The sequence below is a fragment of the Anabaena sp. CCY 9910 genome, assembly GCF_963920875.1.
Classification (GTDB): Bacteria; Cyanobacteriota; Cyanobacteriia; order Cyanobacteriales; family Nostocaceae; genus Trichormus; species Trichormus variabilis.
Window position 1 is genome coordinate 1 of sequence record NZ_CAWUDJ010000042.1, and the last position, 20,677, is coordinate 20,677.

Annotated in this window: 19 protein-coding genes; 11 read left to right on the forward strand and 8 right to left on the reverse strand. The window is 41.5% G+C overall.

The window, feature by feature from the left end:
• Positions 1-131: 131 nt before the first annotated feature.
• The gene (mrdA, locus tag ACM5QX_RS23525) at positions 132-1,964 is read right to left on the reverse strand and encodes a penicillin-binding protein 2 (RefSeq protein WP_414755753.1); all 1,833 of its coding nucleotides are present in this window, start codon (positions 1,962-1,964) and stop codon (positions 132-134) included.
• Between the two features lie 166 nt (positions 1,965-2,130).
• Positions 2,131-2,283: a hypothetical protein gene (locus tag ACM5QX_RS23530; RefSeq protein WP_414755754.1), complete on the reverse strand. Its 153-nt coding sequence runs from the start codon at positions 2,281-2,283 to the stop codon at positions 2,131-2,133.
• Between the two features lie 286 nt (positions 2,284-2,569).
• Here ACM5QX_RS23530 and ACM5QX_RS23535 point away from each other — a divergent pair, with 286 nt between their 5' ends.
• The 10 genes from ACM5QX_RS23535 to ACM5QX_RS23580 all read left to right on the forward strand — a co-directional run bounded on the left by ACM5QX_RS23535 (position 2,570) and on the right by ACM5QX_RS23580 (position 13,670).
• A complete protein-coding gene (locus ACM5QX_RS23535; RefSeq protein WP_414755755.1) occupies positions 2,570-3,703 on the forward strand; it encodes an ABC transporter ATP-binding protein in 1,134 nt (377 codons plus the stop codon).
• A 39-nt stretch (positions 3,704-3,742) separates the two neighbouring features.
• Positions 3,743-4,111 carry a four helix bundle protein gene (locus ACM5QX_RS23540; RefSeq protein WP_414755756.1) on the forward strand — a complete coding sequence of 123 codons (369 nt, stop codon included), beginning with the start codon at positions 3,743-3,745 and terminating at the stop codon, positions 4,109-4,111.
• 55 nt (positions 4,112-4,166) lie between these two features.
• On the forward strand, positions 4,167-5,249 hold the full coding sequence (locus ACM5QX_RS23545; protein ID WP_011319086.1) for a spermidine/putrescine ABC transporter substrate-binding protein: 1,083 nt from the start codon (positions 4,167-4,169) through the stop codon (positions 5,247-5,249).
• A 39-nt stretch (positions 5,250-5,288) separates the two neighbouring features.
• Entirely contained in the window at positions 5,289-6,182 is an 894-nt protein-coding gene (locus ACM5QX_RS23550) for an ABC transporter permease (protein ID WP_414755757.1), read from the forward strand.
• Between the two features lie 591 nt (positions 6,183-6,773).
• Positions 6,774-7,007 carry a Nif11-like leader peptide family natural product precursor gene (locus ACM5QX_RS23555; protein WP_011319084.1) on the forward strand — a complete coding sequence of 78 codons (234 nt, stop codon included), beginning with the start codon at positions 6,774-6,776 and terminating at the stop codon, positions 7,005-7,007.
• Positions 7,008-7,799: 792 nt separating this feature from the next.
• Positions 7,800-8,612, forward strand: coding sequence for a DUF1194 domain-containing protein (locus tag ACM5QX_RS23560; protein WP_414755758.1), 813 nt, complete (start codon positions 7,800-7,802; stop codon positions 8,610-8,612).
• Positions 8,613-8,990: 378 nt separating this feature from the next.
• Positions 8,991-10,439: a F0F1 ATP synthase subunit beta gene (atpD, locus tag ACM5QX_RS23565; protein ID WP_414755759.1), complete on the forward strand. Its 1,449-nt coding sequence runs from the start codon at positions 8,991-8,993 to the stop codon at positions 10,437-10,439.
• Positions 10,440-10,540: 101 nt separating this feature from the next.
• Positions 10,541-10,954, forward strand: coding sequence for an ATP synthase F1 subunit epsilon (gene atpC / locus ACM5QX_RS23570; RefSeq protein WP_011319081.1), 414 nt, complete (start codon positions 10,541-10,543; stop codon positions 10,952-10,954).
• Between the two features lie 150 nt (positions 10,955-11,104).
• Positions 11,105-11,890, forward strand: coding sequence for an MBL fold metallo-hydrolase (locus ACM5QX_RS23575; protein WP_414755760.1), 786 nt, complete (start codon positions 11,105-11,107; stop codon positions 11,888-11,890).
• Between the two features lie 262 nt (positions 11,891-12,152).
• A complete protein-coding gene (locus ACM5QX_RS23580; protein ID WP_414755761.1) occupies positions 12,153-13,670 on the forward strand; it encodes an energy transducer TonB in 1,518 nt (505 codons plus the stop codon).
• Between the two features lie 166 nt (positions 13,671-13,836).
• Here ACM5QX_RS23580 and ACM5QX_RS23585 read toward each other — a convergent pair whose 3' ends face one another.
• The 5 genes from ACM5QX_RS23585 to ACM5QX_RS23605 all read right to left on the reverse strand — a co-directional run bounded on the left by ACM5QX_RS23585 (position 13,837) and on the right by ACM5QX_RS23605 (position 18,890).
• Complete coding sequence (locus ACM5QX_RS23585; RefSeq protein ID WP_414755762.1) at positions 13,837-15,147, reverse strand: DUF58 domain-containing protein; 1,311 nt, start codon at positions 15,145-15,147, stop codon at positions 13,837-13,839.
• An 83-nt stretch (positions 15,148-15,230) separates the two neighbouring features.
• Complete coding sequence (locus tag ACM5QX_RS23590; RefSeq protein ID WP_414755763.1) at positions 15,231-16,181, reverse strand: AAA family ATPase; 951 nt, start codon at positions 16,179-16,181, stop codon at positions 15,231-15,233.
• Between the two features lie 493 nt (positions 16,182-16,674).
• The gene (locus ACM5QX_RS23595) at positions 16,675-17,760 is read right to left on the reverse strand and encodes a DUF4350 domain-containing protein (protein WP_414755764.1); all 1,086 of its coding nucleotides are present in this window, start codon (positions 17,758-17,760) and stop codon (positions 16,675-16,677) included.
• Positions 17,760-18,362: a DUF4129 domain-containing protein gene (locus tag ACM5QX_RS23600; RefSeq protein WP_414755765.1), complete on the reverse strand. Its 603-nt coding sequence runs from the start codon at positions 18,360-18,362 to the stop codon at positions 17,760-17,762. Before ACM5QX_RS23600 ends, ACM5QX_RS23595 begins: the two co-directional genes overlap by 1 nt.
• Positions 18,363-18,401: 39 nt before the next feature.
• Entirely contained in the window at positions 18,402-18,890 is a 489-nt protein-coding gene (locus ACM5QX_RS23605) for a DUF2243 domain-containing protein (RefSeq protein WP_414755766.1), read from the reverse strand.
• A 168-nt stretch (positions 18,891-19,058) separates the two neighbouring features.
• On the opposite strand from ACM5QX_RS23605, the gene ACM5QX_RS23610 reads away from it, so the two are divergent.
• Positions 19,059-19,532 (forward strand): NADAR family protein, encoded by a 474-nt coding sequence (locus ACM5QX_RS23610; protein ID WP_414755767.1) that lies wholly within the window; start codon positions 19,059-19,061, stop codon positions 19,530-19,532.
• 244 nt (positions 19,533-19,776) lie between these two features.
• On the opposite strand, the gene ACM5QX_RS23615 is transcribed toward ACM5QX_RS23610, so the two are convergent.
• Positions 19,777-20,667, reverse strand: coding sequence for an alpha/beta fold hydrolase (locus ACM5QX_RS23615; protein ID WP_414755768.1), 891 nt, complete (start codon positions 20,665-20,667; stop codon positions 19,777-19,779).
• Between the last annotated feature and the right edge of the window lie 10 nt (positions 20,668-20,677).

Below are 20,677 nucleotides of genomic sequence, written 5' to 3' on the forward strand. Positions count from 1 at the left end.
ATTGATGTTCTCACCTTCCAGTCTCATTCTCTTTAATTCACATTAGACGTAATTTGTAATTTGTAATTAAATGGAAGTCTAGGGGTAAGACCGTTCACCTTACCCCTAAACTTCTCTACTGGGAATTAGTATTATCTGGTTTTTGCTGCTTCTGTAGTGGCTGGCTTTTGATATTTGCCAGGATGTTTACGTTGGAAATAGTCTTCCATCACTTTAAGTATCATTGGTGCAGCAACGCTACCACCACCGCCGCCAGAATGTTCGGCAAAGGCGACAATCAAAATTTCTGGCTTATCAGCAGGAGCATAAGCCCCAAACCAAGCATGATTTTGTTTGACTCTTCCCTTCCAAGCTTCAGCAGTCCCACTTTTACCGGCGACTGGGGGAATTGTCGGCTGATGTAAAACTTTCCCCGTACCATCAGAAATTACCTTACGTAAACTCTCGCGCAAAAGTTTCAAAGTGGTCGGTTTCATCTGTACAAGCTCTCGCCAGCTTCTAGCTTCTTCATTATCTTTGAGCAAATGCGGTTGGACACGGTAGCCACCATTTGCTGGTACAGCAAACATAACCGCAACTTGTAAGGGAGTAGTTAATAACGCGCCTTGACCAATGGACATATTAATTGTGTCGCCAACAGTCCAAGGCATTTTCCAGACTTTTTGTTTCCATGTCTCATCTGGTACAGCACCTTTCGCTTCTTCGGAAACAAACTCAAAGCCTGTTCTCTGACCAAACCCATATTTACGCGTCCATTCAATCAAGGTGGGGCCGCCAATTCCTCTACCAATTTGATAGAAGAAAGTATCACTACTCCACTGCATAGCACCAACGAAACCCAAAGGCCCAAACCCGGCGTGATTCCATTCCCCAAATCGGGTTCCACCGATAGTTAGAGAACCATAGGTCTGTAATATTGTGCTGGGAGAAAATTTACCTGATTCTAAACCAGCCGTCATCGTGACAACTTTAAAAGTACTAGCAGGCGGAAAAGCACTCAAAGCACGATTGACCAGAGGATGGTCTTCACCTTGGACAGATTCCCAGTCTTTTTGAGTCAGCCTTTGCTTGGAGAAAATGTTGGGGTCAAAAGTGGGGTGAGATACCATTGCTAGGACAGCACCGTTTTTCGGGTCTAGGGCGATGATTGTCCCGTTGCGATCGCCTAAAGCTTTCTCTGCTGCTTTCTGCACGTCTAAATCTATGGTCAAACGTATATCATTACCAGCTTTAGCTTGTTTCTCGCCTAAAACCCGCAACGGTCTACCAGCCCCATCAACTTCTACTTGTTGACCACCCCATTCACCCCGCAGTGATTTCTCATAGGCTTTTTCCACGCCCATTTGACCAATTACATCACCAAGGCGATAGCCTTCTTGCTTCCTAGCTTTTAACTGTTCAGCTGTCAACTCTCGCGTATAACCCAAAACATGAGCCAATTCTCTCCCGTGGGGATAGTAGCGCACAGCTTCCGTGTGTATTTCTACATCTTTAAGTTCACTTTCATATTCCTTGATAGCGGTGATTTGGGCTTCATCCAAATTACGCGCAATGCGAATGAGTGAAGAAGAGTTAGCACCAGCCTCTTCTAATTTCTTTTCGATTTCCTCTTGGGGAATCTCCAAAATTTTTGCCAGACGCGGCCCCACCACCGACCAAGAGGCTTTAGTGTGAGCCATCGGCCACAGATAAATAGAACGAGGATAACGTGTACTGGCTAAAAGTTTGCCATTGCGGTCAAAAATATTACCCCTTTCTGGTTGTTTAGGGATGACCCGAACCCGGTTTGACTCGGCCTTGCGCTTAAATTGGGAGCCTTCGATAATTTGTAAGTATACTAACCGCGCACTAATTCCCGTCGTCATCAGCAGGGTAAATATAATCAAAAACGTAGACTGAAAACCCCTGCCAACGGTTCGTTTATCTTTTTTACCAAGTAGTGGAGATGGTTGCAATAAAGCCATAATAATTAAAGAATTGCTTAGATAATAATATTTGTATGCAGTTAATTGTCCTATATTTTTATTACCCTATTTAGGGTAATAGCACCTAATAAATCTAGCTATGGCAAGTTATTTTAAATCAGTTTCGTACATATTGAACTAGTCCTGTATTTTGTTTTTTGCATGGTTAGTGTTGATTGGTAATGGGTAATTGCCCTATTAATGTAGTCTCTGCATCTTTATCTATTGGGAGTAGAAGCAGCAAGCAAGTGTGACGAGGATGAATGATAACGCTACGGTCTGATTCCATATTGGAACTTGGGACGATTCTACTTATCATAGGTCACTCCACCAATGGCAAAAGAAGCGGGTACAACAAGATGAGTGGTCTGTGATTAGGTATAAATATACAGTGCAGAGGCATAAGACAGGTAAAAATTCCCAAAACGTCGGTAACTTGTATATAGTTCCCAAAAATTCCCACACCTCTTCAACTTGTAACAATCTAGTCAGTGTATTTATAAACAAATCTTTTTAGCAGACTACAATGAACCAAAGGCTATGAAGAGTTTGCTTAATCGACTACATTAATACACAAAATCTCGTAAGATCACGGCATTCTACTGATGAATATGGCTCAAACTGTCACGCAGAATCCCAGGGGCGTAAAAACACTTCTACCCCTCGATGTTGAACTACGTAACGTGTTCAAGTTTTTCAACCAAGAACCGGCGGTACATGGAGTGGACTTAGATGTAAAACAAGGGGAATTCTTTAGTATTCTCGGCCCTTCTGGTTGTGGTAAGACAACGACACTACGTTTAATAGCCGGATTTGAACAAGTTGATGCTGGTAAATTATTGATTCAGGGTCAGCCGATGACCAATATTCCCCCTTACCGCCGACCAGTTAATACAGTATTTCAAAGTTACGCTTTATTTAATCACCTTAACGTCTGGGATAATGTTGCTTTCGGGTTGCGGCTGAAAAAATCCCGGAAGTCAGAAGTAGAAAGCAGAGTTAAAGAAGCTTTAAAGCTGGTAAAAATGGAAAGTTTGCGATCGCGCTTTCCTAGTCAACTGTCCGGTGGTCAACAGCAGCGCGTTGCTTTGGCTAGGGCTTTGGTGAATCGTCCGGCTGTGGTGTTACTGGATGAACCTTTAGGGGCGTTGGATTTAAAGTTACGTAAGGAAATGCAGGTTGAGTTATCAAATTTGCATAAAAACCTGGGTTTGACCTTCATTATGGTAACTCATGACCAAGAGGAGGCGTTATCTTTAAGCGATCGCATTGCGGTGATGAACCAGGGGAAAATTGAACAAATTGGTACTCCCCAAGAGATTTACGAACGTCCTAAAACTTCCTTTGTCGCCGATTTTATCGGTGATACTAATTTGTTTAGTGGTGAAATCACCGTATTAGAAGCTGAATATATTCAAATTGTTACCAAAACTGGACTCACAATTGTAGTTGCCCGGAATGAAGATACACCCGCAGAATTATTAAAACCTGTGGTTGTAAGTGTACGACCAGAAAAAATTCAACTTTCCCTTTATCCGCCTAGTTCGCTCAATAACTGTTTTGAAGGAAGGCTGATAAATGTCATGTATTTAGGAACTCACGTTAATTATCTTGTCCAATTAATTAACGGCATTAATATTAATGTTTTACAACCTAATACATTTGGTAATTTACCAGACCCTGAAACACCTATTTATGCTTGGTGGGCGGAAAGTGATTGTTTGGCTATTAGTCAATAGTCAATAGTCAATAGTCCAGGGTTAATGGTCAATAGCTAGATGGGTAGTAAATATTTTAGGGAATTACGAGTTTATCAATTAGCGGAGAAGTTAGCTGATGAAATTTGGCAAATAGTTAATAATTGGGATATGTTTGCTAAAAACACAATAGGTACACAGATAGTAAGTTCAGCAGATAGTATTGGAGCGAATATAGCAGAAGGTGTTGGCAGAGGTAGTTACCAAGACAATAAAAGATTTATCAGAATAGCAAGAGGTTCATTACATGAAACCCAACATTGGTTGAGACGAGCGTACACTCGTCGATTGTTAACCTTAGAACAAATAGATAAGTTAAAGCTGATGATTAATGATCTAGCACCTCAATTCAACTCCTACTTAAATTCGATTGGCAAAAATACTAAATAGTAATTATCAATTTTGAAATATAAACTATGGACTATTGACTATGGACTATTGACTAATGACTAATAGAAGAAAATTTCTACAAGGAATCACAGCACTTTCCAGTTTATCTTTAGCAAGTTGTGGCTGGAGGTTAGCTGATGTCAAAGCTTCTAATCCTTCTGCTCGCAGTGACCAATTGTATCTTTATACTTGGACACAGTATTCCGATCAGAAACTATTACAAACTTTTAGCGCCCAAACTGGTATGAAGGCGCTTGTTGATGTCTATGATTCTAATGAAGTAATGCTAGCTAAACTCTTAGCTGGAGGTGGCGGTACTTATAGCCTAATTTACCCATCTGATTATATGGTACAGAAGATGGTAGAAAGGGGTTTGTTAAGTGAATTAAAACACGATCGCCTAGTTGGATTAGATAATTTATTCCCACAATTCCAAAATCCTAGTTATGACCCTAAAAACCGCTATAGTATTCCTTTCAATTGGGGAACAACGGGTTTAATCTATAATTCGGAAATTCTCAAAGAAGCACCAGAAGACTGGGAATATCTATGGAAAAATCAAAAGCTCCTCAGTAAGCGTATAACTTTACTCAATGATGTGCGTGAGGTTATAGGTGCGGTGTTGCGGATGCTAGGTTATTCCTATAACTCGCAAAATGAAGCCCAAATTAAACAAGCTTATGAAAAGTTAAGTACACTCAAACCAGCGATCGCTGCTTTTGACACTGATGCTTGGCGCAATCAAATCTTAGCAGGTGATTTGGCATTAGCAATGTGTTACTCAGCTGATGCTACCAAAGTCATTAAGGAAAATCCTAAACTGAAGTATGTTATTCCCCGTAGTGGTTCTTCACTATGGACTGATACAATTGTTATCCCCAAATCAGCGCCTAATTTAGATGGAGCTTATGCCTGGATTAATTTTATTTTACAACCAGAAGTAGCAGCTACCACAAGCGAACGGCTGAAGATTTCTACTCCTAATAATGCTGCATTTGAACAATTACCAAAACAAATAAAAACTAATGAAAATCTATATCCTCCATCTTCAATTTTAGACAAATGTGAACGCATTAGCCCAGTGGGGCCATTTGAGGAAGTTTATGAGCGTTACTGGACGGAATTAACTAGTAGTTAATCAATAGTCAATAGTCAACAGTTAATTACTTTTATAATTGTGAATACAGAAATTCGTGATACTCCAGATGATCTTGCCAAGATTCAGAAGTTAAACCGCCGAAAGTTAAATCTTATCCAACCTTTGGCATTGCTAGCGCCGTCTGGTATTTGGTTATTACTATTATTAGTACTACCAACATTGATAATTTTTCAGTTGAGTCTAGTTCCCAATATTAGACCAGGAGATATAGTCAACCCCAGTGGATTGGATAACTATGTCCGCATACTTGACCCCTTATACTTGCAAGTAATCCTGCGATCGCTCTGGTTGGCGTTAGGTACAATGGCGATCTGTCTAATCTTGGGTTTTCCGGTGGCGTATTGGATTGCCCAAATTGCACCGCAACGCTGGCGCAATCTCCTAGTAATAGGCTTTGTCTTACCTTTGTGGACTTCTTCTCTACTCCGTTCCTACGCTTGGATAACGATTCTCCGTCCTACTGGTCTTTTGAACAGTCTATTGAACAGTGTCGGTTTACCTACTTTAGAACTACTGAACCGTACACCAGCTGTTTTAATTGGCATGAGTTACAGCTTACTTCCCTACATGGTGTTGATTTTATACGCTTCATTAGAGAAGTTAGATAAACGCTTACTAGAAGCAGCAGCAGATTTAGGCGCAAGTCCCATCAAGGCTTTTTGGAAAGTCACAGTTCCGCAAATATCCCCAGGAATCACTGCTGGTTCTCTCCTTGTCTTGATCACAGCCTTAGGGGATTTTATTGATCCAGAATTACTTGGTGGTGCTTCTAGTATGACGGCAGCCAGGCTAGTTTATAACCAATTTCTCGGAGTTACCCAAAACTGGGGCTTTGGTTCAGCGTTGAGTATGACCCTAATTTTGGCTGTGAGTGTAGCGATCGCTCTGCTGATTAAATTTGGCGATCGCTAGTTTCGATACTTAGTAAAAGTTCCCCAATACTGGGTTATTACGTATTTTTACTTTAATTTTATATGAAATTTATATAAATAAACTTATTTTTTCAGTAAAAACCCTATACATATACTTGGTTATTAGCGCTTCTAGGTTTAGCATAAGAGTACTATTGTGTGTTTCTCCATAGAAGCGATCGCCTTGGCGTGGAAATAATCACTAGACAGATGGTATTCAGTTCTTCAAACTTACGTTTCTGAAAATACCCAACTATGTAGTGAAGTTTTCGACTCCCTGTTTGTCGTGTCTATTTCTGCATAAACGAAAAAATAGCTAAAATTTTCCGGCAAATGTTTAATCAAATTAGTTTATGGGGGATTTTACACGAAGTTAAATCCATATACTTATTGATCATAAAAAATTTACCAAGTTGTAAGTATTTTTTGCCTTGAAAGCTCTAATTTAAGGATAATCTCTTGCTGATTTTATATTTTGCATTTTAAAGAGTGAATGAAATTTTAACAATTTTGTCTCTAATAACCGGAATTATCTAAAAATTCAAAGTAGTTTTTATTAACTATGAAAATAAGTTTTTAACGGAGAAGAATCATGTCTATACAACAAGCAAATGCTTTTTATGAAGCTTTAATGGCTGACGAAATTATTTATGAAAAATACTTTAATAAATGCTGTAGTCGTAGTTTATTAGGTAGTTACCATTGGGATAAAAAGAAAATAGTCAATTTCGCAGCCACCCTTGGTTATAGATTTACTGAAACTGAATTAGATCAAGTATGGTTTGACAGCGAACCCAGTACCCATGAACAGTTATCATTGGCTTGACTTTAATACTACTCAGGATTAAAAATTTAGAGATTATTTATAAAGTAAATATTAAGTAGTGGCGTGACAAGGCTAAAATAGTCCAATAACCGAAGTTCTATCCACGTTCATCTGTGTTTAATTGTTTCCAATCTAATGCGCTAATTTAAGCTTGCCACGCTACAACAATGATCTGATTTTTGCTTTATAAATTCCGCTTCATCCAGGAGGAAAGGGCTTTCCCAGATCCCTTTCCCCTTACCCCTTCTGGTCAGAATTTGTGAGAGCGATCGCCGGAACTAAAACTCAGCCCATAGCCTATGACCAGCTAATTGAAGGTTGTTAACTATACTATCGAACCTAAAGCACGATAATTGAAATGGGTTGTTAAATATTAGTAGAATTACATAGAAAATTTATATTTACCCAAGCTAAGTATTGGGATAAAAAATTATTACAAGCCAGACATAAGCTAGGTTTTGGTTAATAAACTAGCAGACTCAACAATATGTTTTTTGTGTGAAGCTATCGAAATACTACTAGTACATTAAGAATATTTGCCCTAATATTTTGAGTGTCGATGTAAGGAAAACACGGAGTAAAGTTTTGCTCATAAGTCAAATAAAGGTCAAGAGAACTCTATTCTCACTATTTTTTCAGGGTTGATATTGTGTGCGCGCCGCAAAGTACCTGATTAAACTCTCCTGCAAATATTTACTGATGAGCGACTGAATCCAAAATCTTCATTTGGACTATTTACTCCAATAGAGTAAGTAATTTCACAGTCGGAACCTACATTTTTGATTTAGCAAGATGAATCTCAAAAAGACTTCATTATTTTTCAGAGCAACCTTCACAACAGTAGCTGGTACATTGTCAGCTCTGGCTATGTCCACAAGCGCCTATGCTGCTACTCTTGTTGATTTAGAACTATCTTTACTAGTTGATGTATCTGGTAGTGTTGACGATACAGAATTTCAACTACAAAGAGACGGCTATGTAAATGCTTTTAGCAATCCTAATCTATTCAACAACTTCATCTCTAAAGGGAATATTGGCAAGATTGCTGTTAACTACATCTACTGGAGTAGCACAAACCAGCAGCAACAAACCGTAGGTTGGACTTTAATTGATAGTGTAGCAGCAGCACAAAATTTTGCTGCGGCGATCAGTGCAGCTCCACGTCCCTTTAGTGGTAACACTGGTATCGGTTCTGCAATTAATTTTGCTACACCCCTCTTCTTCAATAACGACTTTGAAGGCGTACGCAAAGTTATTGATGTGTCTGGTGATGGCTCTACAAATATAGGTGCTAATACAGCAGCTGCCCGCGATGCGGCTTTAGCAGCTGGTGTTGATGCCATCAATGGTCTAGTCATTGGTAACAGCACATCTCTGTTCAACTTCTATAACAATAACGTCAAGGGTGGTGCTGATGCGTTTGTTTTACAGGCTAATACTTTCCAAGATTTTGCTGACACAGTTGAACGGAAACTCAGAAGAGAAATTGTGACAAATCCTCAGGGAACTCCCGAACCAGCCACTTTGATTGGCTTATTCGGTCTGGGTGCGTTCGGTATCACCTCAAATCTCAAGCGTAATCGAAAGCAGTCAGTTAAGTGCTAATATCCCAGCAAATCAACCAAGCTTCAAGCAACAAAAGGCTGTTTCTGAGCAATGCGTAAGTCTGAATGAGAAATAATCATCATTCATTTTCCAAGGGAAGAGGCTCTGTAGAGAGTCGCTTCTTTTTTGTTTTTGTTGTGGGGCTACAAACACCATACTTAAGCCCACTTCTCTAATGTTGTAAGTCTTAAGAATCAATTTATGATATAGAGTTGGGTCATTCAGTCAAGCTGGTGGGAATAAAGTCGCCGAACTACTTTTTAAGGAATTACTAACGGAACTCTGTCCCCCTCCGGTGTTAGAGTGAAAGATGACATTGCATAATCTTATGTCTTCTAAGACCCATTCTGAAATATAGCTTCAACCATTAGGCGCAGCATGGTCACCACCGCAGAAAAAACAAACATCGGTTACATTACCCAAATCATTGGTCCGGTTGTAGACGTTAAATTCCCTAGCGGAAAATTACCACAAATCTACAACGCTCTGACCATCAAAGGCACTAACGAAGCTGGACAGGAACTCAACCTCACTGTAGAAGTACAGCAACTTTTGGGCGACAACCAAATACGCGCCGTTGCTATGAGTTCCACGGATGGTTTAGTCCGTGGTCTGGAAGTCGTCGATACAGGCGCGCCTATCAGCGTACCCGTTGGTAAAACCACTCTCGGACGGATTTTCAACGTTCTTGGCGAACCTGTAGATAACCAAGGCCCAGTTAACAACCAAGAAACTTTACCTATCCACCGTCCGGCTCCCAAGCTCACAGAGCTAGAAACCAAGCCTTCCGTTTTCGAGACGGGAATTAAGGTTGTTGACCTCCTGACCCCTTATCGACGCGGTGGTAAAATTGGTCTGTTCGGCGGTGCTGGCGTCGGCAAAACCGTAATCATGATGGAGCTGATTAACAACATTGCTACCCAGCACGGTGGCGTGTCTGTATTCGCCGGCGTGGGAGAGCGTACCCGTGAAGGGAATGACCTCTACAACGAAATGATTGAATCAGGGGTAATCAACAAAGACAACCTCAACGAATCAAAAATTGCGTTGGTGTACGGTCAAATGAACGAACCACCCGGAGCAAGAATGCGGGTTGGTTTGTCTGGTTTGACAATGGCTGAATACTTCCGTGATGTCAATAAGCAAGACGTACTGTTGTTTATTGACAACATTTTCCGGTTCGTACAAGCAGGTTCTGAAGTATCCGCGCTGTTGGGTCGGATGCCTTCTGCTGTGGGATATCAGCCAACTTTGGGTACTGATGTAGGTCAATTGCAAGAACGGATTACCTCCACTACCGAAGGTTCTATCACCTCAATTCAAGCTGTATACGTACCTGCGGACGACTTGACAGACCCCGCGCCTGCAACTACCTTTGCTCACTTAGATGGTACAACAGTACTATCTCGTAGTTTGGCTGCTAAAGGTATTTATCCTGCGGTAGATCCGCTAGGTTCCACCTCTACCATGTTGCAACCCAACATTGTTGGTGACGAACACTACAATACTGCTCGTGCTGTCCAATCGACCCTGCAACGCTACAAAGAATTGCAAGACATCATCGCCATTCTGGGTCTAGATGAACTGTCTGAAGAAGACCGACTCATCGTAGCACGGGCCCGGAAAGTTGAACGTTTCTTGTCTCAGCCATTCTTCGTCGCTGAAGTATTCACAGGTTCTCCTGGTAAGTACGTGAAGTTAGAAGACACCATCAAAGGGTTCCAGAAGATTCTATCTGGTGAGTTGGATGATCTGCCAGAGCAAGCCTTCTACTTGGTAGGCGACATCAACGAAGCGATCGCCAAAGCAGAAAAACTCAAAGGCTAATTTGTTAGTAGTCAGTAGTCAGTAGTCAGTAGATTTGTATAACTGACAACTGGCTATTGGCAACTGGCAACTGACAACTGACAATTGACAATTGACAACTTATGACCCTAACTGTCCGTGTAATTTCCCCAGATAAAACAGTGTGGGATGCGGAAGCTGATGAAGTGATCTTACCCAGCACTACCGGTCAGCTAGGTATCCTGAGTGGACACGCACCACTACTAACCGCACTAGATACAGGCGTACTACGAGTACGCACCAGCAAGAGCCAAAATTGGCAAGCGATCGCCCTGTTGGGTGGTTTTGCCGAAGTTGAAGAAGATGAAGTCACCATTCTCGTCAATGGTGGTGAACGCGGCGACACGATTAACCTAGAAGAAGCACGTACTGCTTACAGCCAAGCCCAAACAAAGCTGAATCAAGTACCCGCAGGCGATCGTCAAGCCCAAATCCAAGCTAATCAAGCCTTTAAACGCGCTCGCGCTCGTTTTCAAGCGGCTGGCGGCTTGGTATAAAAAATACCAGCAAAATTATTTAGGGTGGGCGATTTGCTCATCCTTCTTTTTTTTGGGTATAGTTTCTTATGCTGGAGGTGATGGCATTCCGCCCAGCGTTACTGATCGCCGTAGTGTCACAATGATATTAGGCGTTATCCTGATTTGGCTATGTATTTAACTTGGTTAGACAGCAATAGCTGGTTGCTCGAACTCAGCAATCAGCGAGTACTTATAGACCCGTGGTTGGTTGATGCGTTAAGTTTTGGGAATTTAGATTGGCTGTTCAAAGGGTACCGTCCTCAAGAACGCGCTATACCAGAAAATATTGATCTAATTCTGCTATCTCAAGGTTTAGAAGACCATGCACATCCACCCACACTGAAGCAACTAAACCATAATATTCCAGTGGTGGCTTCTCCTAATGCGGCGAAAGTAGTCCAAGCTTTGGGTTATACTTCTGTCACAACCTTGGCTCATGGTGAAAGTTTTACTTTCAATAATCAAATCGAAATTAGAGCTTTTCCTGGTTCACCAATCGGCCCGACTGTGGTTGAAAATAGTTATCTGGTGAAAGAATTAGCCACTAGTTTCACGCTTTACTACGAACCTCATGGCTATCATTCTCCACAGTTAAAACAGTTTGCACCAGTGGATGTTGTAATTACGCCAACAGTTGACTTAGCTTTACCCCTGCTGGGGCCAATTATTAAAGGATATAAAAGTGCATTGGAAGTAGCACAGTGGTTGGAGCCACAAGTTATGCTTCCTACCGCCGCCGGAGGAGATGTCATCTTTGAGGGATTATTGACAAAAGTCCTCAAAACGGAGGGAAGTGTTGCAGACTTGCGTTTGCTATTCAAAAAAAACAATTTACTTACACAAGTGTTGGAACCAAATCCAGGCGATCGCCTAGAATTACAATTAGCTAAACGCACTTCAGTGACTCCCAAGTAAATAAAAGGGCAGTCCCGATGAAAAAATTTCACAGTCATAGATGAAAGATATCTTTCCCCTACACCCCCATACCCTTACACCCCTACACCCTCTTTCTAGTCAAGGAGAGAAAGAGTTTGCAATTTAGGCTAGGCGCGCATTGGCTTAACCAATCTCCAGCGCCTAAACTCATAATTCTCTGGAAAAAATAATTGTTTGACTTGATATTTATCAAGGCTCATCTTAATATGGCTAAGTTGGTGAGAATAGGTAGCAATAAGCTATGACATTTTCTGGTTATAATGTCGAGCAACGTTCCAAGGAAGTTAAGGCTCTCCAGTCTTTTTTAACTTACAGTTTCATTGGCTCAATGGCTCTACACATTGGTTTGCTGGCTTCAGGTTTGGGTAACTTTCTGGCACGAATTCCTCAAGTTGAAGAAGAACCGATAGAAATAGCGATCGTTGATCCTGTAACCGCGGAAGTGGAAAAAGCACCAGAGGCAGTTTTGGCAGAACCAAAAACAGATAATGCTTCTGGAGGAGGTTCTCAAGGTGGTGGTGGCGGCTCCAGTAGTGAAATTGCCATTGCCACAAAGCCACAAGTTATTAACCAGGTACGTCCAGTTCCAAAAGCAGTTGACAACTTCAAAACGCCTCAAGTTCAACAACAGCCTCAAAAGACCATAACTTCTATTGAGAAAGCAGAACCAGTTAATAAGCTTTCGCAAGAAATTGCTACTGAACCGCAAGCACCAACAAAATCAGCAATTGTTAATCCCAGTACAAATCAAAGTAGTGACAACTTAAGACGCTTATTAAGTGGACTAAGAGATTCTCAAGCGGTTCAGGGAAATGTGGGAAGTGGAACCGGCTCTAGTTTAGTTTCGGGTTCGGGTAGGGGTACTGGTAACGGTATTGGTAGCGGGACTGGTAACGGTATTGGTAGCGGGACTGGTAACGGTAATGGTACTGGTAACGATAATGGTACTGGTAATGGTACTGGTAATGGTTCAGGAACTAGATCAGCGATCGCCACAACATCAACACCACCCAAAATACGTACAGAACCGAGTGAGAGTAACAGATCAGGAAATGGTCGTGCAGCTTGCCGCGAGTGTAATGCCAGATATCCAGAAGCTGCTAGACGACGGGGGATTGAAGGTAGAGTAGAGGTGGCTGTTGATACTGATGCTCAAGGTAATGTTACTGGTGCTAGAATTGCTCGTTCTAGCGGTAATCGAGAACTAGACGATGAAACTTTAAGACAAGCACGTAATTGGAAATTAAAACCTGCTGAAGGTGGTAGACAAGGAGTAGCGATCGCCACTGAATTTGCCCTACAAGGATCACGACGACACCGCCAAGTCCAAGAACAAAAAAAACGTAGAGAAGCGGAAGCCAGAAGCCAACAGACAACGGCAGCTAATAACGATTCTACAGAAGGAACTCGCAGGCGCAGACGTTTAGTGACTTCCACTGAGGCTAATACTCCTGCTCAAACCTCCAGGGAAACTAGAATTAGACGCATACGAGAATCTACATCAGAAGGCTCTAACACACCTACATCAGCAACCAGAACAGGAACGGCTAGAGAGAGTTTGCGCCGTATCCGCCGGGAGCGTACAACTAATAATTCTGCACAAGAAGCACCACAAACCCCCACTAGAAGACGGCGCAGAGAAAATGCTCAATCTGCTAGTCAAGACAAGTTAAGAGCGACTTTACGAGGTTTACGCCAGCCTGCTCAGCCAGCACCCGCAGCACCACCAGCGTCAACTACGCCTGCAAATCAGGAATAAATCAATTCAAAATTCAAAATCAAACTTCTACGACCTATGTACCCAGATTTTTTGTTGAGATCGGGTGTGAGAGTACTGTAGAGACGTTGCATACAACGTCTCCATATCATTTATTTAGCGCAACTTCATAGAGAATTGGTATAAGTCCTATAGGTAAATCTCTCCCTTACAGTTGATTACGGGCTTTCAGTTGCAAATATCGATCAACTAACTGATCGGTAATTTGATTGGCTGGCGCATCAAGTACTAAGACACCTTTTTGTTTTAATTGAGCAAAAGCAACTTGTCTTTGCGCCAGTAAATCTAAAGCAACTGCACGGTTGTAAGTTTGGGTCACATCTTCCGTAAAAGTGTGTGCTAAATTGTCCACCTGTGGATCTCGCAAGGTGACGCAAAAGGGTAAATAGCGTGGTGTCAGTCGAGTAAGTGCAGCCAGGAGTTCAGTAGAGGCGGTGACATCAACTAAATCAGTAATTACTACTACAAGAGCGCGACGAGTTTGTTGTTTGACAACATTTGTCACTGCGCCCAAATAATCTGACTCTAATAATACTGGTTGAATCGGTGTCAGATGATCAATTAACTTACTTAGATGATGTTGACCCCTTTCTGGTGGTAGCCATGTGTGCATAAGACGGTCAAATACACCCACACCGACGCGATCGCCACGATGTAATCCGGCTAAAGCTAACGATAAAGCTGCATTTAATCCCCAGTCAAATCGTTGTAATCCTTTGACTCTAGCAGTCATCAACCGACCGCGATCCAATAATATGATTAGGGTTTGCTCCTGTTCTGGTTCCAGTACTCGCACTAACGGCGCTCCCACACGACGGGCGGTCGCTTTCCAATCAATCAAGCGTAAATCGTCACCAGTGCGATAGTTCCGCAATTCGGCAAAATCTGTACCAATCCCTAACTGTCGTGATTGGCGCATCGAACCAGATGATTGTAGTGTCAAACGAATGGAGAGCGATCGCAATCCGATCAAATCTGGGTAAACTTTCACCTGTACACTTTGGGGAATTTGCCAATCATCCCAAGCTAAACCCCAAGGCGCTAACTGTCGTACCTGAATATTTCCCCAAGAAAATTCCCCGCGCTGTGTTGGGTTGACAGTATATTTGATCTCTTCCTTTCCTTGTGAAGGAATTGTAGTATTTACCGTCAGCGTAGACACACCAAATTCAGGCGGGTAATAATCGCGGATTTGAACTACAGCCTCAGTCTTTGCTGATGTAATTGACAATATTACGGGATTATCACGCCCGATAGATAAACGTGCTGGTAATTGACGCTGAACTTCTACCCGCAGAGAACGTACCCGCCGACTATCGACAATCATCAATCCTAAGACGGTGATATCGAATAATAGAGCGATCGCTATACTGGCAGGAATACCAATTAACAATGATAAAATTGTTGCGATCGCTAGTCCCAAAATTAGCAGCAGATAAACCTGTTTAGCTGGAACCATACCCAGAATCTATATTCCTAATTTTGAATTTTGAATTTTGAATTTTGAATTTTGAATTTTGAATTTTGAATTTTGAATTGTTCTCACCTTGGTACAGCGACTTGATTAACTACCGCCGCAATGACCGCATCAATTTGTAAACCATCTAGCATCGCTTCTGGTTTAAGAATCAGGCGATGACGTAATAAAGGTGATGCAACTGCTTTAATATCATCTGGAGTCAAAAAATCTCGTCCCTCTAACCAAGCTACTGCTTGAGATGTTTGCAACCAAGCACCAGCCGCACGCGGTGACGCACCCAAAGCCAAATCAGGATATTGACGTGATGTCCTCACCAGCGCCAACAAATAATCAATGATGGATTCTGATACCTTCACTGCTTTGACGGCCTGCCGTGCCTCTAAGATATCAGCTACTGTTGCTATTGGTTGCAGACTGTTAATATCTGAACGTCTTGCAGCAAAACCCGCTTGACGATTGAGTAGCATTTGCTTTTCTGCCGTTTGGTCGGGGTAATCTACCACTAGCTTAAATAAGAACCGATCTAATTGGGCTTCTGGCAAAGGATAAGTACCCTCAAATTCCAAAGGGTTTTGGGTGGCAATTACCCAAAACAAATCCGGCAAAGGTAAGCTTTCGCCATCCAAAGTTACCTGCATCTCTTCCATTGCTTCCAATAAGGCTGCTTGCGTTTTTGGTGGAGTGCGGTTAATTTCGTCTGCAAGCAAAACCTCTGTAAAAACAGGGCCTTTTTTCAGGGTGAAATTGCGATTATTTAAATCAAAAATATTTGTGCCTGTAATGTCTGATGGTAAAACATCCGGCGTGAGTTGCACCCGATGAAAATCCGCTTGAATCAACTGCGCTAAAACTTTCACCAACAGCGTTTTACCTGTTCCTGGCACTCCCTCTAAAATAATATGTCCACCCGATAATAGTCCTACCAGTAGCTGTTGTATTAGCTGAGATTGTCCGACAATAACGCGGTTCAGTTTTTCACCAAGGTGAATAAGAATAGGATAGGTTTCACTCATAAGTTTTTTTGGCAGAATACAAGGGATTGGTGAAGATAAATCAATTCAAAATTCAAAAATAGGGAGAAAATAAAAATTAAGTTTTTTACTTAGTACTCAGTACTGTTTCAAGAATACGTTGTGGTTAATTTACCTCATCAAACTCAGAATGGCTACATTATTCGTTTCTAGCAAGCATAAAGAAGTGTTGCGTATTTCAACCTAAAGTGAGTTCGACAGAAGCCAACCCCAACTCCTTGCTTACATTTGCGTAGCTATGTCAGTAGGGTGCGTCAGTGCAATAGAAACTAACTATAGGAATCCGATTTGATTTCTGAAAAATTCTCAGTATCTGTAGGGTGGGCATTGCCCACAGGCTCATGGTTGTGGTGGGCAATGCCCACCCTACGTGTATTTCAAAAATCAAGTATGAGTCCTAATATACTCAGGCATTATTCATACTGATGCACCTTAGCAAACCATCCGTTTGGGATAATTTATTTTTTGAGTTTCCCTAACTCCCAACCCTTAAGCTACGCCATTTTAACAACCAGTTTAATAGTTCTCTTTCACTCAAGCGGCGTTTCCTATACTGTGGTTTTAATACTGCATCTAGTTCTGTAGCAGATTTACCTGTTTTTTCTGCCCAAATATTCACCAGAGTTTCGGGTTCTAATAACACTGTACCTAATCCCAAGGCTTTCTGGAGTTGTAGTTGTTCTTCTTTACCCACCATTTCTACAACAAATTCACTAGATTCAGCTTTGTGTAGCACTCCCGCCAAAGCTTGAATATAGGCTTGGCTATTATCAATAACTGGTGTATTCAAAGCTATAGGCTTACCAAAACGGTGATTTTGTCCCCAAATCAGCACCAATAATAAAACACCTGCTTGCACCAGTATTACTATCATTGGGGTTTGAGCAAAATAGCTGATTAAATCACCTTGTCCTTCACTTTCCTTAACATCAGCATCTTTATAGCCGTGAATGTACTCATCTACAAATAAGGTATTGTTTTTCTGGTTGACTAAACTCGCTAAGTATTGAAAATTACTTAAATTATCTTGGTAAGCATTGGCAGCTAAATAGGGAGTGGTAGCGAAAATTACTTGACCTTTTTCTCGCTTCTCTTCCCAGACTACAGCACCGAAGCGATCGCCTAATAAAATTCCTGATTGTTTAGCTTTTTGAAAACGTCTTCTTGTGTCAATTTTAACTGCACCGACGGGTGAGGGCTGCATAGTCTGGAAGTTGGCTGCACTTACCCGTGTACGCACACCCAAAAGTACTAAATTATTCCCTTTTTCTAGCCATTTTTCTTCATCTCGATCTAATTGTGGCTGTCTTAGGTAACCATATACTCGTAAGACTGTAGTGGGTTCTTTCTGATTATTGAGTTGACTTAAAGGTTTTTGCCAGCGTTGGATAGTAATTCCTTGTTCCTGCATAAAAGCATACCAAGCACCATAACCATCGGCGGCACGATTATAAGTAGAGCCACTATTAATTTGTGTATTAGGCGCAGCGATGAAACTCAGTATAATTATCACCCCTAAAGCGATCGCACCCAACCAAGCAACTCGATTTGAGCGTTTCATTACTGCACAATCTCCCGGTAGGCTTGCCGACACTGTTCATAATTTTCTGGCAAAATCTCTGCATTGCCGAAACATAATTGCTCGTGAGTAGTAATCACAGTTTCGTAAGGTTGGACGGGAGTTGTAGACAAACGTAGCAGTTGCAGATATTCGCTATCAGTACGACTAGGTTTGTGCAGAATGAGTTTGCTGTCATGCAAATGCTGCAAGATAGCTAAATAAAGACAACGACAAGCCTCACGATAATTACCTTGACGGTAAAGTACTTGCGATCGCTCTAACAAGTTTGCCACAGATAAATCTGGAGTCGAGATTTTCGCTTCGTTTTGAGCATAACCCCTGTTATTTAACCATGAAAATACATAGGGGCTAAATGCTACCCATAAGCGCCAAATTACTACAGTTAAGAATAAAACTAGTAACGACCAAGATAAAACACTCAAAAGATTAATCACCCACGGAGCAAGTTTCCAGCCAGGACTCAAATTTGGTAATGCTTGCTCAAAGCGGTATGACTGGTATTCTAGCCATTCTCCTACTTGTTGTTGGAACTGAGAAACCTGCCAATTCAAGCTGCTTTTTTCAAAGGTATCGATGGACATAAGTAGCTGGACAAAAAGTTGAGGAATGTAACTACTGAACTACTCACTAATTTCAGTGTTGCCCCTTTGTAGCATCATCCCACCTATCAAGACAAGCGACGCTCCCAAAACCAAGAATCCTAAATCCCAAGCTAACTGATGTACCCCTGGTTTTACGTGATGAATACCCAGAATTTGGTGATTAATTATTCCTTCCACCAGGTTGAATAACCCAGCACCCACAAGCAAAGAACCGCCAAAGGTGCGTGATGACCACACCACATCATCATGTCCTCCAGCCCTCCACAGCAATACCACTCCAATTACAGTCAACACCCAATCTAAAGCATGAAATAAACCATCCCATACCATGTTCATATCTATATTAGAGTCGGTGGTCAAGGGTCGAACGCTGCTTAACATATGGTGCCACTGAAGGATTTGATGCAGGAGAATACCATCTACAAAGCCTCCTAATCCCAAACCTAAAAAAATTCCCGCAGAAATTAGTGGTAAATGCTTACTGAAGTAACCACTATTTGCTTCCATTGTCAACCTCTTAGACTGGATTTTCATCAAAATATGATTTTTGTCTGAAAATATCCTCTATCTTCAGACAAATAATAGCTTTCAATCCCAAGCCGCTCACTTCTTGCCAGCATCTACAGGCATTATAGAAATAGAGATTTATATATCTATAAAAAGAGCAATTTTTCAATGACTATTTACTTTTATAAGGTTTGGCAGCCTTATGGCTGTTTTTCTAACTTTTCCCCCCATAGCATTGAAATTCAGGGGACTTACTGGTTAACAGTGGAACATTATTATCAAGCGCAAAAGTTTGTTGGTAGTGTAGATGCGGCGATTATACCCGCTATCCGTGCGAGCAAAACCCCAGAAGAAGCTGCTGCTTTAGGACGATGTACCAGTCGTCAACTTCGTTCAGATTGGGATTTAGTTAAAACTATAGTTATGCGAGAAGCTGTACTGAAAAAATTTCTGACTCATACTGATATTAGAGAAGTTCTTTTAAGTACAGGTAACGAGGCTTTGGTAGAAAATTCTTCTTGTGACTATTTTTGGGGCTGTGGAGCAGATAAAACAGGACAAAATCATCTCGGTAAAATTCTCATGAGTGTACGTGAAGAAATACGTAAACTACAAGTACTTTCTGTGGTTTATCAGGAATAGGGATGAGAGACTGTAGCGTTACCTCATCAGTCATAGATACCAGACTTTTTTAGGACTTACCCATGAAAACGAAAGATCAAGGGTTTGGAGAAGGGTATAGGAGTATGAATCAATTCAAAATTCAAAATAAATGTTTTACACCCCTATACCCTTACACCCTTACACCCGGTCTCAACAGAAAATCTGGGTGCGTAAGTCCTATTTTAAAAAGTCTGGTATCTGAACATCCGTAACCTTTCAAACCTCATACTTTTACATATGGTTGCAATAAGCCGATGATTATTTCTGGTTTTTCTAAATGGGGTAATATTCCTGTGCCGGCGATCGCATAAAATTTTCTAATTACATGAGGATTTAAATTAGCCAAGCGTTGTCCTAACTCAATCCTAGTAAATTGCGCTTTTTCTCCCCAAAAGATCACTGTGGGCGTTATCAATTGTTTAATGTATAAACTCAGGTCAAAGTAAAGGTCGCCTTTTAAAAAAGATAATGCAGCAAACTTGGCGTTGGGTTGTTGTGCAGAATATAAATAAGCGTCTACCATTTCCTGGGAAACCCGTTGTGGTTGAGCGAATAAAAAACTTTGCAGGAAATTTCTCACAGCAATTTCATTCTCTGCGCCCAAGGCATAAATAAGATTATCTAACAAAGGTGCATTAATTATTGGTAGCGGTAATCTGCGGCCAGCACCTTGACCAAAATCATCAAATCCAGAAGGACAGACCAAATAGAGTGAATCAAACAGGTCGGGCTGAGTAATTGCTAAACGGATAGTGAAAGCAGCCGTTAAGGAAGAAGCAACTACCTTGACTGGTTGCTGACAAGTTTGGCTGATAAATTCTGCGATCGCTGTAAGATAGTCTCTAATCTCATAATCCCTGACTGGATGTGCGGATTCTCCCCAGCCAATCAAATCAGGCGCAAGAATACGGTGTGTAGATGCAAAAGCCGGATAAACTTTAGACCATTCGTAAGCAGACGCTCCCCCACCAAAATTATGAAGAAACAATAGGGGTGGTAAATCTTCAGAGTCATCATCCCACCAAGGTGCAGCAGTTTGGGTATAGTAAACCATTGCGCCCAAAGATGTGTGAATGACTTTATGACCAAAGCCAGGCGGTTGAAACTGAAGCATGATGTTTAAT

Bases quoted from the DNA above. Each gene is read 5' to 3' on its own strand.
- mrdA (WP_414755753.1), bottom strand. From the start codon at position 1,964: ATGGCTTTATTGCAACCATCTCCACTACTTGGTAAAAAAGATAAACGA.
- ACM5QX_RS23530 (WP_414755754.1), bottom strand. From the start codon at position 2,283: ATGATAAGTAGAATCGTCCCAAGTTCCAATATGGAATCAGACCGTAGC.
- ACM5QX_RS23535 (WP_414755755.1), top strand. From the start codon at position 2,570: ATGAATATGGCTCAAACTGTCACGCAGAATCCCAGGGGCGTAAAAACA.
- ACM5QX_RS23540 (WP_414755756.1), top strand. From the start codon at position 3,743: ATGGGTAGTAAATATTTTAGGGAATTACGAGTTTATCAATTAGCGGAG.
- ACM5QX_RS23545 (WP_011319086.1), top strand. From the start codon at position 4,167: ATGACTAATAGAAGAAAATTTCTACAAGGAATCACAGCACTTTCCAGT.
- ACM5QX_RS23555 (WP_011319084.1), top strand. From the start codon at position 6,774: ATGTCTATACAACAAGCAAATGCTTTTTATGAAGCTTTAATGGCTGAC.
- ACM5QX_RS23560 (WP_414755758.1), top strand. From the start codon at position 7,800: ATGAATCTCAAAAAGACTTCATTATTTTTCAGAGCAACCTTCACAACA.
- atpD (WP_414755759.1), top strand. From the start codon at position 8,991: ATGGTCACCACCGCAGAAAAAACAAACATCGGTTACATTACCCAAATC.
- atpC (WP_011319081.1), top strand. From the start codon at position 10,541: ATGACCCTAACTGTCCGTGTAATTTCCCCAGATAAAACAGTGTGGGAT.
- ACM5QX_RS23575 (WP_414755760.1), top strand. From the start codon at position 11,105: ATGTATTTAACTTGGTTAGACAGCAATAGCTGGTTGCTCGAACTCAGC.
- ACM5QX_RS23580 (WP_414755761.1), top strand. From the start codon at position 12,153: ATGACATTTTCTGGTTATAATGTCGAGCAACGTTCCAAGGAAGTTAAG.
- ACM5QX_RS23585 (WP_414755762.1), bottom strand. From the start codon at position 15,147: ATGGTTCCAGCTAAACAGGTTTATCTGCTGCTAATTTTGGGACTAGCG.
- ACM5QX_RS23590 (WP_414755763.1), bottom strand. From the start codon at position 16,181: ATGAGTGAAACCTATCCTATTCTTATTCACCTTGGTGAAAAACTGAAC.
- ACM5QX_RS23595 (WP_414755764.1), bottom strand. From the start codon at position 17,760: ATGAAACGCTCAAATCGAGTTGCTTGGTTGGGTGCGATCGCTTTAGGG.
- ACM5QX_RS23600 (WP_414755765.1), bottom strand. From the start codon at position 18,362: ATGTCCATCGATACCTTTGAAAAAAGCAGCTTGAATTGGCAGGTTTCT.
- ACM5QX_RS23605 (WP_414755766.1), bottom strand. From the start codon at position 18,890: ATGGAAGCAAATAGTGGTTACTTCAGTAAGCATTTACCACTAATTTCT.
- ACM5QX_RS23610 (WP_414755767.1), top strand. From the start codon at position 19,059: ATGACTATTTACTTTTATAAGGTTTGGCAGCCTTATGGCTGTTTTTCT.
- ACM5QX_RS23615 (WP_414755768.1), bottom strand. From the start codon at position 20,667: ATGCTTCAGTTTCAACCGCCTGGCTTTGGTCATAAAGTCATTCACACA.